This is a genomic window from uncultured Planktomarina sp., from assembly GCA_943788425.1.
Lineage (GTDB): Bacteria > Pseudomonadota > Alphaproteobacteria > Rhodobacterales > Rhodobacteraceae > Planktomarina.
This window is the reverse complement of sequence record CALSQF010000001.1, coordinates 179,390-195,327: the sequence shown is the minus strand read 5'-3', so window position 1 is coordinate 195,327 and position 15,938 is coordinate 179,390. Positions and strand designations below refer to the sequence as shown.

14 protein-coding genes and 3 pseudogenes are annotated in these 15,938 nt (G+C 53.2%); 6 read left to right on the top strand and 11 right to left on the bottom strand.

Annotated features, from left to right (window positions below; genetic code table 11):
* The first annotated feature begins 140 nt into the window (after positions 1-140).
* A complete protein-coding gene (locus ABLW18_RS00975) occupies positions 141-527 on the top strand; it encodes an MAPEG family protein (protein ID WP_347823025.1) in 387 nt (128 codons plus the stop codon).
* A gap of 9 nt (positions 528-536) precedes the next feature.
* Here the strand turns inward: ABLW18_RS00975 and ABLW18_RS00970 are convergent.
* The 5 genes and pseudogenes from ABLW18_RS00970 to guaA form a co-directional block, all read right to left on the bottom strand.
* Positions 537-1,151: pseudogene (locus ABLW18_RS00970) on the bottom strand (TetR/AcrR family transcriptional regulator).
* Positions 1,152-1,201: 50 nt separating this feature from the next.
* Positions 1,202-2,119 carry a homoserine O-succinyltransferase gene (metA, locus tag ABLW18_RS00965; protein WP_347823024.1) on the bottom strand — a complete coding sequence of 306 codons (918 nt, stop codon included), beginning with the start codon at positions 2,117-2,119 and terminating at the stop codon, positions 1,202-1,204.
* Between the two features lie 5 nt (positions 2,120-2,124).
* Complete coding sequence (locus ABLW18_RS00960) at positions 2,125-3,015, bottom strand: ATPase (protein ID WP_347823023.1); 891 nt, start codon at positions 3,013-3,015, stop codon at positions 2,125-2,127.
* A gap of 64 nt (positions 3,016-3,079) precedes the next feature.
* A complete protein-coding gene (locus tag ABLW18_RS00955; RefSeq protein WP_347823022.1) occupies positions 3,080-3,928 on the bottom strand; it encodes a DMT family transporter in 849 nt (282 codons plus the stop codon).
* A gap of 588 nt (positions 3,929-4,516) precedes the next feature.
* Positions 4,517-6,064, bottom strand: a complete 1,548-nt coding sequence (gene guaA / locus ABLW18_RS00950; RefSeq protein WP_347823021.1) for a glutamine-hydrolyzing GMP synthase — start codon at positions 6,062-6,064, stop codon at positions 4,517-4,519.
* A 164-nt stretch (positions 6,065-6,228) separates the two neighbouring features.
* Between guaA and ABLW18_RS00945 the strand changes: the two are divergent.
* A pseudogene (locus ABLW18_RS00945) lies at positions 6,229-7,771 on the top strand (trimethylamine methyltransferase family protein).
* A gap of 306 nt (positions 7,772-8,077) precedes the next feature.
* Positions 8,078-9,026: pseudogene (gene lipA, locus ABLW18_RS00940) on the top strand (lipoyl synthase).
* 14 nt (positions 9,027-9,040) lie between these two features.
* Here the strand turns inward: lipA and ABLW18_RS00935 are convergent.
* Complete coding sequence (locus ABLW18_RS00935) at positions 9,041-9,220, bottom strand: hypothetical protein (RefSeq protein WP_044049869.1); 180 nt, start codon at positions 9,218-9,220, stop codon at positions 9,041-9,043.
* Positions 9,217-9,753, bottom strand: a complete 537-nt coding sequence (gene hpt, locus ABLW18_RS00930; protein ID WP_044049870.1) for a hypoxanthine phosphoribosyltransferase — start codon at positions 9,751-9,753, stop codon at positions 9,217-9,219. The genes ABLW18_RS00935 and hpt overlap by 4 nt, the downstream gene beginning before the upstream one ends.
* 65 nt (positions 9,754-9,818) lie before the next feature.
* Here hpt and ABLW18_RS00925 point away from each other — a divergent pair, with 65 nt between their 5' ends.
* A complete protein-coding gene (locus ABLW18_RS00925; protein WP_044049871.1) occupies positions 9,819-10,274 on the top strand; it encodes a type II toxin-antitoxin system RatA family toxin in 456 nt (151 codons plus the stop codon).
* A 46-nt stretch (positions 10,275-10,320) separates the two neighbouring features.
* On the opposite strand, the gene ABLW18_RS00920 is transcribed toward ABLW18_RS00925, so the two are convergent.
* The 4 genes from ABLW18_RS00920 to ABLW18_RS00905 form a co-directional block, all read right to left on the bottom strand.
* Positions 10,321-11,508 carry an ammonium transporter gene (locus tag ABLW18_RS00920; RefSeq protein WP_271508754.1) on the bottom strand — a complete coding sequence of 396 codons (1,188 nt, stop codon included), beginning with the start codon at positions 11,506-11,508 and terminating at the stop codon, positions 10,321-10,323.
* Positions 11,509-11,648: 140 nt separating this feature from the next.
* Positions 11,649-12,128 (bottom strand): CinA family protein, encoded by a 480-nt coding sequence (locus tag ABLW18_RS00915; RefSeq protein ID WP_347823020.1) that lies wholly within the window; start codon positions 12,126-12,128, stop codon positions 11,649-11,651.
* Positions 12,125-12,586, bottom strand: a complete 462-nt coding sequence (locus ABLW18_RS00910; protein ID WP_271532713.1) for a phosphatidylglycerophosphatase A — start codon at positions 12,584-12,586, stop codon at positions 12,125-12,127. Before ABLW18_RS00910 ends, ABLW18_RS00915 begins: the two co-directional genes overlap by 4 nt.
* Complete coding sequence (locus ABLW18_RS00905) at positions 12,583-13,725, bottom strand: bifunctional 2-C-methyl-D-erythritol 4-phosphate cytidylyltransferase/2-C-methyl-D-erythritol 2,4-cyclodiphosphate synthase (protein WP_347823019.1); 1,143 nt, start codon at positions 13,723-13,725, stop codon at positions 12,583-12,585. The genes ABLW18_RS00910 and ABLW18_RS00905 overlap by 4 nt, the downstream gene beginning before the upstream one ends.
* Before the next feature lie 165 nt (positions 13,726-13,890).
* Here ABLW18_RS00905 and dusB point away from each other — a divergent pair, with 165 nt between their 5' ends.
* Entirely contained in the window at positions 13,891-14,877 is a 987-nt protein-coding gene (gene dusB, locus ABLW18_RS00900) for a tRNA dihydrouridine synthase DusB (protein WP_347823018.1), read from the top strand.
* A complete protein-coding gene (locus ABLW18_RS00895; RefSeq protein WP_347823017.1) occupies positions 14,874-15,938 on the top strand; it encodes an ATP-binding protein in 1,065 nt (354 codons plus the stop codon). The genes dusB and ABLW18_RS00895 overlap by 4 nt, the downstream gene beginning before the upstream one ends.

The following is a 15,938-nucleotide window of genomic DNA, read 5'->3' as shown; positions in this document are numbered from 1 at the left end:
CTGATACCATGTCCGCTTGCTGGCGTTTATGCAATGACTTCCTGCGGGCTTACAGATCATTTTGCAGCTGGCCCAGAAAGGTGTTGCTTGGCACTATATAAACGGTTAGCCCATCACAGCTTACACGAGGAAATCACGCTATGATCACTGCATTTTACGCTTCGCTTTTGGGCTTGTTTTTCACCATTTTGACCTTCCGCGTTTTGGCGCTCCGAGGCGTCACCCTGTTAAAATGGCTGGCCTTTAACAACTTTGGAGCGCAGGCATTAGAACGCTCCGTGCGCGCGCACGGAAATTTTATTGAATATGTCCCAATGGTCTTGCTGATGATGTATTTGGCAGAAGCTGCAGAACTCTCGCCGCTGCGGCTTCACATCACCGGTGCCTTGCTATTACTGGGGCGGGTCATGCATGGGGTTTGCTTTGGCTTTATGGAGTTTAACATGCCGCTTCGCTTTGGCGGTATGGTGTTGACGCTTTTGGCTTTGATCAATATTTCTGTCAGCTTGCTGATCGTGGCGCTTTAGCGCATTCGATCAATCCGGAGCAATGAGACCCAAGCCGCGCAGATAGATGCCCATGCCGCTTTCAAGCAGTTGCTCGGCCGGAATAGGGCTGCGCCCGCCGGGTACGCCGCGGGCAAACAGCTCGACCACCCCGTGGCTGAGTGCTCAGATATGGGCAGCGAACATCTGCGGTGGTGGGCGTTTTTCCGCTGGGATATGCTTGCTCAGCTCCACTGCCGCGGCTTGCAGAACCTTTTGCGCCTCCATCGCGGCGTGATTGAGCTCGGGGCTGGGTTGACGCGGTAGGCCACTTTCAAACATGGCGACGTAAGGGCCGCGGTGCGTGCGGACAAAATTCAAATAAGCCTGGCCGGTCGCCTCGAAGGCACTAAGTGCGTTGGGGTGTCGACCGTTATAGGCGGTTTCCATGCACTCGGCAAAAATGGCAAAGCGCTGCAATGCGGCCTCAGCAATCAGATCCTCGCGGCCCTCGAAATGGCGATAGACGGCGGCTAGTGTTACGCCGGAATTCTTGGCCGCTTCCGATAGGGTAAAGCCGGTTGGGCCTTTGGTTTCAATCAACAAAAGCGCGGCGTCCACCAAAGCTTGACGCAAGTTGCCGTGATGATATCTGCGTATTTGCATCGTGGATCCAATCCACCTTCGCCCAAAGGCAGGGTTGCAGTCCAGAAAATTTAGCGGCCTATTTCGTTGCGATCAAAAGGCGTCGTTTGGTAGATTTCATTGATCCAATTGCCATAGAAAAGATGCGCATGCGAGCGCCAGCGGTTGAGGGGCGTTTGTCTGGGATCATCCCCGGGATAATAATGACCCGGTATATTGATGGGGGTGCCATTGGCAGTGTCGCGGTCATATTCTTGTTTGAGCGTATTGCTATCATATTCAAAATGATTGAAGAGATACAGCGCGCGATGGGCCGAATCCTCTACCAAACAAGGACCAGTCTCGCTCGACCCAAGCAGGGTTTTGAGACCCGGCACAGCGGCAATTTCATCCTGCTTCATCTCTGTCCAGCGGCTGACGGGCACCACGAAATCATCTGAAAACCCACGCAAATAAGGCGAGGAGGGGTCTAAGTTTTGGTGTCGAAAACAGCCAAAAGCCTTCTGCGGCAAATCATGTTTTTTTACCCCATGCAGGTGATTGATCATCGCCATGCCGCCCCAGCAGACCCCCAAGGTGGCATGCACATGGCTTTGAGTCCATTTCATCACCTCCACCATTTCTGGCCAATAGGTGACGTCTTGGAAATCCAAATGCTCAATCGGCGCACCGGTGATGATCAACCCATCAAATTTTTCATTCCGAACCGCGCTGAAGGCTTTATAAAATTGCTCCATATGATCGGAGGAGGTGTTTTTTGTTTGGTGGCTCGTCATCCGCAAGAGGGTGAGTTCAATCTGCAACGGGGTTGCCCCAATGAGGCGGGCAAATTGATTTTCCGTCTGAATTTTGAGCGGCATGAGGTTGAGCAATGCGATGCGGAGTGGACGGATGTCTTGGCGGTCTGCCTGGCTGGGGTCCATGACCATCACACCTTCGGCGCTCAGAACATCGTGGGCGGGCAGATTTGCGGGAATCTTAATTGGCATAAAGTTCAGTCCTTGCCGCCATTGGATCGCGATGCTGCGGCGTGGTGGTCTAGGGTTTCGGCCACCAGAGCTTCGAAATCCTGAGGCGTCTTTAAATTTTGCACATCATTGGCTTGAAGCGTAATGCCCCATTTGGCCATCTGCGCATACCGTGGCTGGCGATGGGCCATGGCGCGCGCATAGGTCCAGCGGATGAAATCATCGGGATTCACCTTATCGGGCTGAGCGCCTGTTTCGCGCTTATAGTCCGACCAACAGGTCATGAGAAATTCCGGCTGATAGCACATAGGTTTTGGCGCCAAATCAAAGCGCCGCACCAATTCGGCCGTGTGATCCTCACTGCCGGCAATCCAGATCATCAGCAGGTTATCCGATAGGGCGGTTAAAATCGGATCGGCCGCATCCCAAGGATCGACAACTTCACAAATCGAGCCTCCACTGTCGCAGATAAAGTTGTCATAACCATAAAGATCACTGGCCCGCTCAATGAAGTGAGGCGTATCCAAAAGCGCGGCGCGCTCGGCAGCGTGATGTTGCGCTTGGCGGTTGCAATAATCATCAAATGGAATGCCGGCCTTTGACACATCGCCCGGTTTTCCCAAATATGTGGATAGCGGCGCAAGGTTCTCAAAGGTAATATTCGAGGACATAGAAATAGAGTCTGAGCGCAATAACTCAGCCAAAAAAGGCACAGCCATGGCGGCTTTCTTGAAGTTATCAACAATATGCTCGCCCATATAGCGCGTGCCGATGCGATAATCTATCGAGTAATGAAACCAATTCCCTCGGTGGCGCAGTATGGAAGATATATGGGTTTTTCCCAGACCCGACATTGCAAACAGCAGGGCTTTTTTCTGTTTGGCACCGGCCCATTGTGCGCCGTTTTCATAAATCATGGCTTATAATCCCAAGCTTCAATTTTATCATAGGCCAATATGGTCGATTGGAAAAGACCTTGCGCTAGGCTTGGCGTTTAAGATTTAGGTAATTGGCCACCAAAATCAATACAGCACCAAGAACCAGGTAGAGATCTAGGCTCTCTTCATAAAACACAACGCCGATGACCGCTATCAATGGCAGGCGTGCAAAATCGACAGGCATCACCAGACTCGCCGGAGCCAAAGATAGAGATTTCGTCATGCAAAAATGTGCGGCCAGCCCGGTGGCGCCAATCACGATAAGCCAAGGCACCGTGGCTAGCTGGGGCAGGGCGATATCCCCGTCGTAACCGGCGCAAAGCAACCCAAAGAGAATTTGTAACCCAGTGAGAAAAAACAAGATTTTGGTCAATGAGTTTTGTTCCGTAAGCTTGCGAGTCAAAATTGCCGCGCCTGCAAAGCCAATGGCGGCAGAGCCGGCGGCTAATATTCCGATGTTCACCGCACCTATTTCCGGTTGAGCGACGATTAAAACGCCGATGAACCCCAAGGCCGCAATCGCCAATTTGCGAAGCGTTAAACTTTCGCCTAAAATTAACGGGCCTAGTAGTAAAACCCAGATGGGTGAGGTAAATTCAAGCGCGAATAATTGCGCCAATGGAATTAACGGTAAGGCGAAGAACCAAAGATTTTGCCCGATGAAATGAAATATGTTGCGCAGAAGGTGAAGGCGAAAATACTTGAGGTCTATTTCGCCTAGCGTGCCCACAGATTTCGCCACGCCGAGAACGATTAAAAAGCCCATAATGGAACGATAGAACATAATCTCGAACGTATCGAGTTGCCCGGATATTGCCCGGCCAGCGATGGCCATTGATGTAAAAGAGAAAATAGCACCAATCATCCACAGCGCGGCACGGCGGTTGTTCATTTTGCAAGCCTCTTACAATCTTGGCCAACCCAATGACATAAATCCGCCCTACGCAAGCCACAAAACGAAGTTGGGCCGTTCCGTAGCCTCAGACAGCATAAGGCGGAGAAAATCTCCGCCTTATGAAGTACTTTAGGTTTTGGGGGCGCGATTGCGGCCCTTGGCCAATACGCCTTGCAACATTCCGGCGGTGAACCCAAATTCTTTACAAAGTTGTGTGTGACGCTCTGTCGCCGTCATACTGCACATATAGCCAACGTACCCACGTAACACTCGCTTCACTGCGTGTGCGTAGGCTTTTACGTGCGTACTTTTTTTCTTTTGGCAACCATATACGAAACTGCCAATACTCAGCTCGCTTGTAGATACAAGCCTCGTCAAATATGGCTATTTCGCCTTCTGCGAATTGCTGTTTCTTCAGTGCCAAGTTTGCTCGCAGAGTTACTATGATTTTCAGTAGTCACACGTTTGTGCAACATTCTGTGTAACTGAACGCGAAAACCTCAATTAAATCAACGACTGATTTTTTATGTGAAACAAAAGTATAAGTCACTAAATAAATTAAATCAATGACTTATAATTAAATAACTACTCCCACTCAATCGTACCCGGAGGCTTGGAAGTGATGTCATAGGTCACTCGGTTGATGCCTTGCACTTCGTTAATAATGCGCGTGGCGGTTTCGCCAAGGAATTCATGGGAAAACGGATAATAGTCTGCGGTCATCCCGTCGACAGACGTGACAGCCCGCAGTGCACAGGCAAAGTCATAAGTTCGGCTGTCGCCCATAACGCCGACGGTGCGAACAGGCAGGATCGCGACGAAAGCTTGCCAGATCTCGTCGTAGAGACCGTGCTTACGAATTTGATCGATATAAATCGCATCGGCGCGGCGCAAAATTTCGAGTTTCTCGCGGGTAATTTCTCCCGGGCAGCGGATTGCAAGGCCGGGGCCAGGAAAGGGATGGCGACCGATGAAAGACGCGGGTAGGCCCAACTCGCGACCCAAGGCCCGCACTTCATCTTTGAACAGCTCACGAAGAGGTTCAACCAAGCTCAAGCCCATTTTTTCAGGCAATCCGCCGACATTGTGATGTGACTTGATGGTCACCGACGGTCCGCCTGAGAAGCTAACACTCTCAATGACATCAGGGTATAGGGTGCCCTGAGCCAGGAATTTGGCGCCTCCAACATCCGAGGCATGTTTTTGGAACACGTCGATAAACAGCTTACCGATGATCTTTCGCTTGGTTTCCGGATCGGATTGACCATCAAGAGCGCCAAGAAAGAGCTCTTTTTCATCCGCATGGATGAATGGTATATTATAGTGATCGCGGAACATACCGATGACCTCATCGGCCTCACCTTCGCGCAGCAAGCCATGGTCGACAAAAACACATGTCAGCTGGTCGCCAATCGCCTCGTGGATCAAAACCGCCGCAACAGAGCTGTCAACGCCACCTGAAAGGCCGCAAATCACTTTTTGATTCCTAACTTGATCGCGGATCGCCTGTAATGCCTGCTCGCGATAAGCTCCCATGGTCCAATCCCTAACAAATCCGGCTCGACGAATGAAATTTTCATAGAGTTGCGCCCCTTTGGGGGTGTGATGTACTTCTGGATGGAATTGAACAGCGTAAAATTCGCGGGCCGGGTCTGCTGTGACCGCGAATGGCGCATTGGGCGAGGTTCCGTAAACCTCGAACCCCGCCGCAATGGCGCTGACATGATCGCCATGGCTCATCCAGACCTGCTCATCGCCGTCTTCAAACCAACCGTCCAGCAGGCCCAATGGGGCTTTTGGGCTCACATAGGCGCGACCAAATTCGGCTGTACCATGTCCGCGCTCCACTTTGCCGCCCAGGCATTGCATCATCACCTGTTGGCCATAACAAATTCCTAAAACTGGAATACTCATCTCAAATACAGCCATTGGAGGGCGCGGAGAGCCTTCGTCAATCACTGAGGCAGGCCCGCCCGACAAGATCACAGCCTTCGGCGCAAACTGCGTCAAAAAATCTTCTGTTACATTCTGAAACGGATGAATTTCGCAATAGACATTAAGCTCGCGCAAACGCCGTGCGATGAGTTGCGTAACCTGACTGCCAAAGTCGATGATAAGTAATTTTTGATGCATATTTTCCATAGTCCCCGATATTCTGACCGTTAAAAAGGTTCAACCCAAGGAAAGAGAAGATTTTACGCCTTATGTCGTTTTCCCGTCCGAAGTGGCGGAAATTAACGTCTTGTGGCCGAAGAAATGCTTAGAAGCGTCATGACACTTAAATTTGAGGTTTCAAAATGTCCGAGACACGCGCGCGTAGATCCCGCAGCGGCGGTGGCGCCGCCCGCCGAGCCGAACGCACAGCGGTGAGCGTCGAAACAGAGCGCTATATTGAGCGTAATATTCCTCTGTACGAATTCTTGGACGAGGCGACACTCGAAATAATCGAGTATAATGCGGAAACCTTACTCGAGGAAATCGGCGTGAACTTCGTGGACAGTCCGGTAGCCTTAGAACGTTGGCGCTCGGTTGGGCGCGAATATTGAGGGCGAGCGTGTAAGGATCCCACGCGGCCTTGCTAGAGAGCTGTGCAAAACGGCGCCATCTAAGTTTGTGCAACACGCGCGCAACCCTGAGCGGAGTGTCGAAATTGGTGGCAAATCCCTTGTGACTGCGCCGGTCTATGGTCCGCCCTTCGTGCGCGACCGAGATGGCGGTCGCCGGTACGCAACTTTGGCTGATTTTAAAAAATTTGTTAAATTGGGCTACATGTCGAAATATTTGCATCATTCTGGTGGGACCGTCTGCGAGCCAACAGATGTGCCTGTCAACAAGCGCCATTTGGACATGCTTTTGGCGCATATGGTCTATAGCGACAAGCCGTTCATGGGATCTGTGACCGAACCAAGCCGCGCGCAGGATTCCGTCGATATGTGCGAAATTTTGTTTGGCAAAGACTTCGTCCAAAACAACACCGTGATGACCTCGCTGATCAATATCAACAGCCCGCTCACGTTTGACAGCATCATGATGGGCGCTTTAGAGGTTTTTGCCTCCAACAATCAAGCCAGCATTATTTCGCCCTTCATCGTGGGGGGCGCGATGGCGCCTGTGTCGGTTGTGGGAACATTGACCCAGGTTTTGGCGGAAGTTTTGGCCGGTATTGCCTATAGCCAAATCATCAAGCCGGGAGCACCTGTAATTTTTGGCACATTTGTGACCTCCATTGATATGAACTCTGGCGCGCCGACTTTCGGCACGCCAGAAGCCAGCCAAATTCTCTACGGAGCCGGGCAATTGGCCCGCCGGATGAACTTGCCGTTTCGCTCAGGCGGTGGCCTTTGCGGCTCGAAACTGCCCGACGCGCAGGCCGCTTACGAGTCCGCCAATACGCTCAACGCTGCGCTCTTGGGTGGGGTGAACTTCATGCTGCACTCCTGCGGCTGGCTGGAGGGCGGGCTGGTGGCGTCCTTTGAGAAATTCATTATGGATGCCGACCACCTAGGCACTTTGCAGAAAATGGGCCTTGGGGTCTCAGCCGATGAAAACGGCCAAGCGATGGATGCCATCCGAGAGGTCGGACCAAGCGGCCATTATCTTGGCTGTGACCACACGCAAAGGAACTTCAAATCTGCTTTTTGGCGGTCAAATCTGTTTGACTATAAGCCCTTTGAGACCTGGTACGAAGAGGGCGCGCGTGACACGTATAGCTTGGCCGTAGACCGCGTGGCCCATCAATTGGCCAGTTATCAGCAACCGCCGCTCGATCCTGAGATTTTGGCGGCGCTTGAGAAATATGTGGCTGACAAAAAAGCTGCGATGCCCGACGCTTTTGTTTAGGGCATTGGCCTTTGGTCCTTAGGTCTTTTTAAGACTGCTGTATTCTGCCAATGTGGCAATAAAATATCGGATGTGGCGCGCTGGGGATGCGACCGAACCCTAATAAGGTTTTTATTATCAAAATCTTAGTGGGGTGCCATTTTGGAAAAGCGGTCCCGACTGCAAAGGCTGGCGCGCCATTACCAAGACACGCAAGCGGCTGAAGCCTTGGTCGGCTAACGCCTCAGTGCATAACGGATATTCCCAACCTTGGGGGTGGCTGTTTACGCGGGTTGTGTTAGTTTAAAACAACTGAGGACTACTGACATGCGCAATTTAAAAATTCCCGAGCAACGCCATCCTGAAAAAGCGAAACGGCCGGACAATCCGCAGCCGAAAAAGCCGGCTTGGATTCGTGTGAAAGCCCCTGTCGGGCAAGGCTACCAAGAGACACGCAAAATCATGCGTGACAATAAGCTCGTGACTGTCTGTGAAGAGGCCGGCTGCCCCAATGTGGGGGAATGCTGGAATCAAGGCCATGCCACAATGATGATCATGGGGGAGGTCTGCACGAGGGCCTGTACCTTTTGCAATATTGCCACCGGAAAACCGCCAGAAGATTTAGATGTGTTCGAGCCGGGCCGGGTGGCCGATGCCGTAAAAAAATTGGGGCTCAACCACGTTGTCGTCACCTCAGTGGATCGCGACGATATCGAAGATGGCGGTGCGGCGCATTTCGCCCAAACCATTCGCGCGATTCGCAAGCAATCGCCCAACACAACCATTGAGATCCTGACACCCGATTTAATTCGTTGCGCCCCTGAAGCCTTGGAAGAGGTTGTGGCGGCGAAACCCGATGTGTTTAACCACAATCTAGAAACCGTCCCGGGTCTCTATCCCGAAGTGCGCCCCGGCGCGCGGTATTTTCACTCACTGCGGCTGCTGCAACGGGTCAAGGAGCTCGATCCCACGATGTTTACCAAATCGGGCATCATGGTCGGTTTAGGGCGAGGATCGCCAAGCGGTGCATCAGGTCATGGATGATATGCGCGCGGCCAATGTAGATTTTATCACCATCGGCCAATATCTCCAACCGACGCTCAAACATCACCGGGTTGACCGATTTGTCACGCCAGAGGAATTTGCCAGCTATGAGAAAGCGGCCAAAGGGAAGGGATTCTTGATGGTCTCAGCGACCCCCTTAACCCGCAGTTCTTATCACGCGGGTGATGATTTTGCGAAAATGCAAAAGGCACGGCAGGCGGCGCAGGGTTAGGGCCAAAGGCTGCGTTAAAACCCTATGCCGCCGCGATGCGAATTCACCGTCAACCAATCTGGCCAGCCGATCAATCGCTCGATGCCAAAGAGGACCAAAGCGATCCCCACAACGGCAATCCACAAGAGGATGGTTTTTCTCGAGGGTGGATGGCGCGCAATCCGCGCCATTTTTAGAAAAAATCTTGGATTCATGTAAAACGAACTTTTCCAATAAAGGGCAGGTTGCGGTTGCGTTGGGCGAAATCAATACCATAGCCTACCACAAACTCATCTGGAATTTCAAAGCCTAAGAAGTCCGTCTTGATGTCAACCTCGCGTCGTGAGGGCTTGTCCAGCAGGGCGATGGTGCGCATGCGTTTGGGTTGACGGCGCAAAATATGCTCGGTGACATTTTTCATCGTGTGGCCGGTGTCGACGATGTCCTCCACAATAAGGACGTCACGATTCTCGATGGTGCCGCGCAGATCCTTCAGTATACGCACTTCGCGCGAGCTTTCCATGGCGTCGCCATAGCTGCTGACCTCCAGGAAATCGACCTCAATCGGCAAATTAATCTCGCGCACCAAATCAGCAATGAAAACAAATGAGCCGCGCAAAAGTCCGACCACCACGAGTTTATCAGTATCTGCAAATTCTTGCTCAATTTCTGCGGCCAATTGCTCTATTCTGGCCGCGATAGACTTGGCAGAAATCATATTGTCGATGACATAAGGTTTTTGCGACATAGTACCCTCTTGAATTTTCCCCAGCTTTCTAGGACATCTTGCGCTCAAAGTCAGCGGGAAACACAATGCCTACGCATAATGAAACAAAAATTTTGCCATATTCTGCGCAGGGCATGTATGATTTGGTCGCAGATGTGGCCTCATACCCGGAATTTTTGCCTTGGTGTGCCGCCGCGCGCGTGAAATCGGTGACCGATGAGGGATCGCGGCAAATCATGGCGGCGGATCTTGTGATCTCTTTTAAAGTATTTCGCGAACGCTTTGGCAGTCAGGTGATCTTGCATCCCAAGGATAAGTTCATCGACACGCAATATCTCGATGGACCATTCAAATATATGAAATCGACCTGGAAGTTTGAGGACACAGCCGAAGGCTGCGCTGTTACATTCTTTGTTGATTTCGAGTTCAAGAACGCCATTTTACAAGGTGTGATTGGTCTGGTCTTTAATGAGGCCATGCTGCGGATCGTGCGAGCGTTTGAGACCCGAGCGGATGCGCTCTATGGGCAAGCCCGGCCATAAAAAAGGCCCCCAAATGGGAGCCTTTTTCGCGTATTTACCTTAGGTTTTACGACGTGTGATCATAGGCGCGCTCGCCATGGGCGGCCAGATCAAGCCCGGTGTATTCGTCTTCTTCACTGACCCGCAGAGGGGTCACGAGAGACACGAGCTTGACCAGCACCACGGTGACAACCACCGTGAAGATGCCGACAATGACAAGGCTGCCAATTTGCGCGACCCATGCGCCTGCTCCAAAGACTGCGATCATGATGGTTCCAAAGATCCCGCCGACACCGTGGACGGCGAAGACGTCCAATGTATCGTCTATTTTCAGGCTGTTGCGCACCAGATTTACCGCTTCCTGGCACAGGATGCCTGCGACTGAACCGATGAGGAGTGCCTCAATTGGACCAACGAAGCCAGAAGCTGGTGTGATCGAGGCCAGCCCTGCAATCGTGCCGGTGACCATACCCACGAGTGAGGCTTTGCCGTATTTGATCCGCTCCCAGAGCGCCCAGGTGAGCGAGGCCGCTGCGGCAGAAATATGCGTAACCGTCAAAGCCATAGCTGCACCGCCATCGGCCGCCAATTGCGATCCGCCGTTAAAGCCGAACCAACCAACCCAAAGCATCGCAGCCCCGAGCATGACAAAGCCAGGGTTGTGCGGCGGGGTGGTTGTATTGCGCCGCGCGCCAAGCATCACAGCAATGACCAATGCCGCCAGGCCCGCTGTTTCATGCACCACAACACCGCCCGCGAAATCCTTTAATCCCGTCGCGCCAAACAGGCCGCCATCGGCCAGGAAGCCGCCGCCCCAGACCCAATGGACAACCGGCGCATAGCAAAGCAGCATCCAAAGCCCGGAAAATGTCATCACAAACCCAAAGCCAATCCGCTCGACATAGGCGCCGACGATCAAGGCGGGGGTGATGATGGCGAAGGTCATTTGAAAGGCAAAGAACAGAACTTCTGGCAGGGTGGTGCCATCGCGGACCGTACTGGCGTCAACACCGTTCAGGAACACATGGCTCAGACCGCCCCAATAGCCGGAGGTGCCAGACCCAAAGGCGATGGAATAGCCGAAGGCCAACCAAAGCACACTCATGAGACAAGCAATGCCGAAACATTGCATAAATACGCTCAGAACATTTCGCGCGCGCACCAGCCCCCCGTAAAACAGAGCCAGCCCAGGCAGTGTCATGAATAGCACCAATGCCGTGGCAACAATAATCCAAGCTGTATCAGCAGCGTTCATAGTAACCTCCTAAATCACGTGCCGGCCTTCTCGACCATAAGCGCAGGTGATGGAAAGCGTCATGCCGGGCGCGCTGATGTTTTTCAGGGCTTATTCAAAGTTTGCATAAATTTTGGGCGAAAATAACGCGCCGGGTTTAATCAATGGGCTAAGTTGAGATGCACATGGATTAAGTTTAAGGCATGATTTAAAGCAGCCTGGCGCACCGCGGCCCGGCCGAGCGCGCCAAATTCCTGGGTTTCGCTTTGGGTGCCGTGAGCGCTGGCCAGGGCAAAACATACGCGGCCCTCGGGCTTAAATTCAGAGCCGCCCGGCCCCGCAATGCCGCTGACTGAGATTGCAATATCGGCCTGTGACTGGCGCAATGCGCCTTCAGCCATTTCGCGCGCCACGGGTTCCGAGACCGCGCCGTAATCGGCAAGGGTCTTGTGGCGCACCCCAAGCATCTTCTGCTTTGCCCCATTGGAATAGGTGACAAAGCCCTGTTCAAATATGGCTGAACTGCCGGCAATATCTGTCAAAGCGGCGCTAATCATCCCGCCCGTGCAGCTTTCGGCACAGGTGATTTTCAAGCCCAAAGCCTGGGCCCTGCGCAAGATTTCTTCGGCGATAGGGTTCATAAGGCCACCATCACAAGCGCCATGGCCAAGGCTACCATCACCCCGGCAATGATATCATCGAGCATAACGCCAAGAGGGCCAACAAGACGATCGGCCCATCCGACCAAACCTGGTTTTGTGATATCAAACAGGCGAAAGGCGACAAAACCGAACAGATAATAGAAAGCGGCGCTGTCAAAGGGTAGGGGCCAAATCGCCAGCGGCAGCAAGGCAATCCATTGCCCGGCCACCTCGTCAATGACTATTTCCGAAGGATCATGGTCGCTTTTTCCAGCTGTTTCGCGCGCTGTGGCCCAATAGCCCAGCAGGCAAGCCAGGAAAATTCCAATGCAAAGCCCAATGAGCCCCGCGCCATTTATCACAGCGGCGCCACTGATCAACGCGGCCAAGCTGCCCCAGCTGCCCGGAGCCGGGCGCAAATGCCCGATGTAAAAAAAGGTGGCAATTATATGGCTCATTGGCTCACCAAGGCCGCGGTGGCGATGGCTGCAATGCCCTCTTCGCGCCCCGTAAACCCAAGGGTTTCCGACGTGGTGGCTTTGATGGAGACTTGATCGCACTCCAGACCCATGATCTGTGCCATCCGCGCCTGCATCGCTTGTGCATGGGGGCCGATTTTTGGAAATTCGCAAATCAAGGTGCAATCCACGTTTTCAATGTGAAAGCCAAGGTCTTTGGCCAGCTGCACCGCGTGTTTTAGGAAAATATCCGAGGGGGCGCCCTTCCATTGGGGATCGGAGGGTGGAAAATGTTGACCAATATCGCCGCGTGCCAATGCGCCATAAATGGCATCGGTCACCGCATGCATCCCAACATCTGCATCCGAATGGCCCAGCAGACCGGCCTTATGGGGCAGGGTGACACCGCAAAGCGTGATCTCTGTACCCGGTCCAAATTTATGAACGTCAAACCCGTTGCCCAAACGTAGTTTCATGCGGCCTCGCAAAATTCGTTCCGCCCGGGCAAAGTCACCGGGCACTGTTACTTTCAGATTATCGGCCTCTCCGGGGACAATGGCAACCGGGTGTCCCGCGGCGCGAACAACTTGCACATCATCCGTCGCCGGGTCTGTCGCGGCCGCATGTGCCGCATAAATCACCGGATAAGAAAAGCACTGGGGCGTTTGGGCCCGCCATAGATCACTGCGATCTACTTGCGCCGTCACTGTATCACCGCCGCGCCACAAGGTGTCTTGCACCGCGACTGCGGGCGCCGCTGCGCCCTGGGCGCGCATGGCCTCAACGCAATGAGAGATCACAGAGTGGGTCACACATGGGCGGGCGGCATCGTGGATCAAAACATAATCTGGGGCCTGATCTTTGAGAGCCTCAAGGGCGCAACGCACAGAATCGTCGCGGTTTGCGCCGCCGTGCAGGGAGCGCACCGCTGCCGGCAGCTGCGCGATCCGATCTTGATCCTCCGGGTGATGCACCACCACGACCGCACCAATTTCGGCGTGAGACATAAACGCATCCACAGACCAAGCTGTAAGTGGCCTGCCCAGGAGCATTCGCCATTGTTTCGGCACTGTGCCGCCAGCGCGCGTGCCACGGCCGGCCGCCAGTACAATCGCGATAGTTTTGGGTGCATCTGTCATAGGTTGTGCTTATATCTTTTGATTTTCTGCATGCAATCCTTGGTTTTGGCTGGAATTTTGCTCAATTTTTGTGCAAATGTATAAAAATGCGGATGTAACGTGAAGAAGGGCTTGTCGCCCGCGGGTCAGATCGTGTGGATTTGTTGAACGTTTGGAGATGGGATCTTGACCTTCGTATTAGGAAATCAAACTGTTTTTCCTCCTGTTCTGTTGGCCCCTCTGGCTGGCATCACAGATGTGCCTTTTCGCAATTTGGTTCAGTCCTTTGGGGCTGGTCTTGTTGTGTCCGAAATGGTGGCCAGCCACGAGATGGTGCAAAAAAGGCCAGGTGTGCGCGAAAGAGCGGAGCTTGGTTTCGGGATCGAAAGCACGTCGGTGCAAATTGCCGGATGTGACGCCTATTTGATGGCCGAAGCGGCCCGGATTATTGAGGCCAACGGCGCAAAAATAATCGACATTAACATGGGCTGTCCTGCCAAAAAGGTCACCAGCGGCCAGTCAGGCTCGGCTCTCATGCGCACGCCAGATTTTGCCATGGAGTTGGTCGAGGCGGTTGTGCAAGCTACATCGCTGGATGTCACTTTGAAGATGCGTCTTGGTTGGGACGACAACAGCCTCAACGCCCCAGAGATCGCCAAACGGGCTGAGGCCGCGGGTGTGAAAATGATCACAGTGCATGGGCGCACGCGCTGCCAGTTTTACAAAGGCGCAGCTGATTGGCAGGCCATTGGCCGGGTGAAGCGGGCTGTGTCGATTCCCGTGATTGCCAATGGCGATATTGTGGATGTGGCCTCTGCGCGCCAGGCTTTGCAGCAATCGGGCGCCGATGGGGTCATGGTGGGGCGCGGGGCGCAGGGCGCGCCTTGGCTATTGGCGCAAATCGCGTCAGCGCTCTATGGCACCCCAGCGCCAAATATCCCCCACGGTTCTGAACTGGCACAGTTAATTTTACAGCATCATCAGGCAATCGTTGACTTCTACCGGGGCACGCTTGGGCTTAAAAACGCCCGCAAGCATTTGGGTTGGTATTTAGATGGCTTGAATGTGGCTCCTGAGCTGCGCCAGTCGGTATTGAGATCCTTTGATCTTGCTGAAATTCGCGAGCTGATCTGGCGCGCCGTCGAGGTGCCTTCCGCAGGTGTGGCGGCGTGAGACTATATCGAGAACTTTGGTCACAGCTTCCAATCCCCGCCTTGCTGGTGACGGGCGATGATAACGTGCAAGAGTTGAACCTGGCCGCCGAACAATTCCTCGGAATTTCCGCCAAGGTTATCCTAGGTCAACCCATTTGGAACTACCTGAGGGGGGAGGAAATTTTGCCAGTAGGCCTTAAGCGGGCACGCGCGACCTCGCGGCCCATCGTTATTTCGCAGATCACAACCCACGGTCGTGCAACGGCACCCCAGACCTGTGCAGTCCATCTTTGTCCGATGACAGGGGCAGAGGAGCAGATCATGATTTTGCTCATTGAACATGAAACGCTCGGCAGTCAATTTGGAGAAACCGCGCCGCTTTCGGCAGCGCATTCTGCCATTGGCATGGCTGAAATGCTTGCCCATGAGATCAAAAATCCACTGGCCGGCATCACGGGCGCGGCGCAGTTTTTATCATTGTCTCTGCCTGCTGAAGATCTTGAAATGACGGATCTGATTGTCCAAGAAAGCAAACGCATTGTCAGCCTTCTTGATCAGGTCGAACAATTCGGCGATGTCACGCCGCCAAGTTGTGCCTTTGTAAATATTCATGATGTGCTCGATAGAGCCGCACGCTCGGCCTTGTTTGGATTTGCTGGTGAGATCCAGATTCACAAGAACTATGACCCCTCCCTACCGGAAGTCTGGGCAGATGCGGATCAAATGGTGCAGGTCTTTCTTAATTTGGTCAAAAACGCCTGTGAGGCTTTGGGTCGAGAGGGAAAAGTGACTATTCGCACCTTCTACGACCCAAGCTTGCGTCTGCCGCTGCCGGATGGGACAGGACGCCGCCTGCCGTTGCATGTGGAGATCATCGACAACGGCCCGGGCTTACCCAAGGCGCTGGCCAATCATGTTTTTGAGCCGTTTGTGACCACAAAAAACAATGGCAAGGGGCTCGGATTGGCCCTGGTGTCTAAAATCATCGCTCAGCATCGCGCTTGGATCAGTGTCGCATCACAGCCAGGCCATACGAATTTCAGAGTATCATTGGCGATACAAAACGAGAGTAGGAGTTAA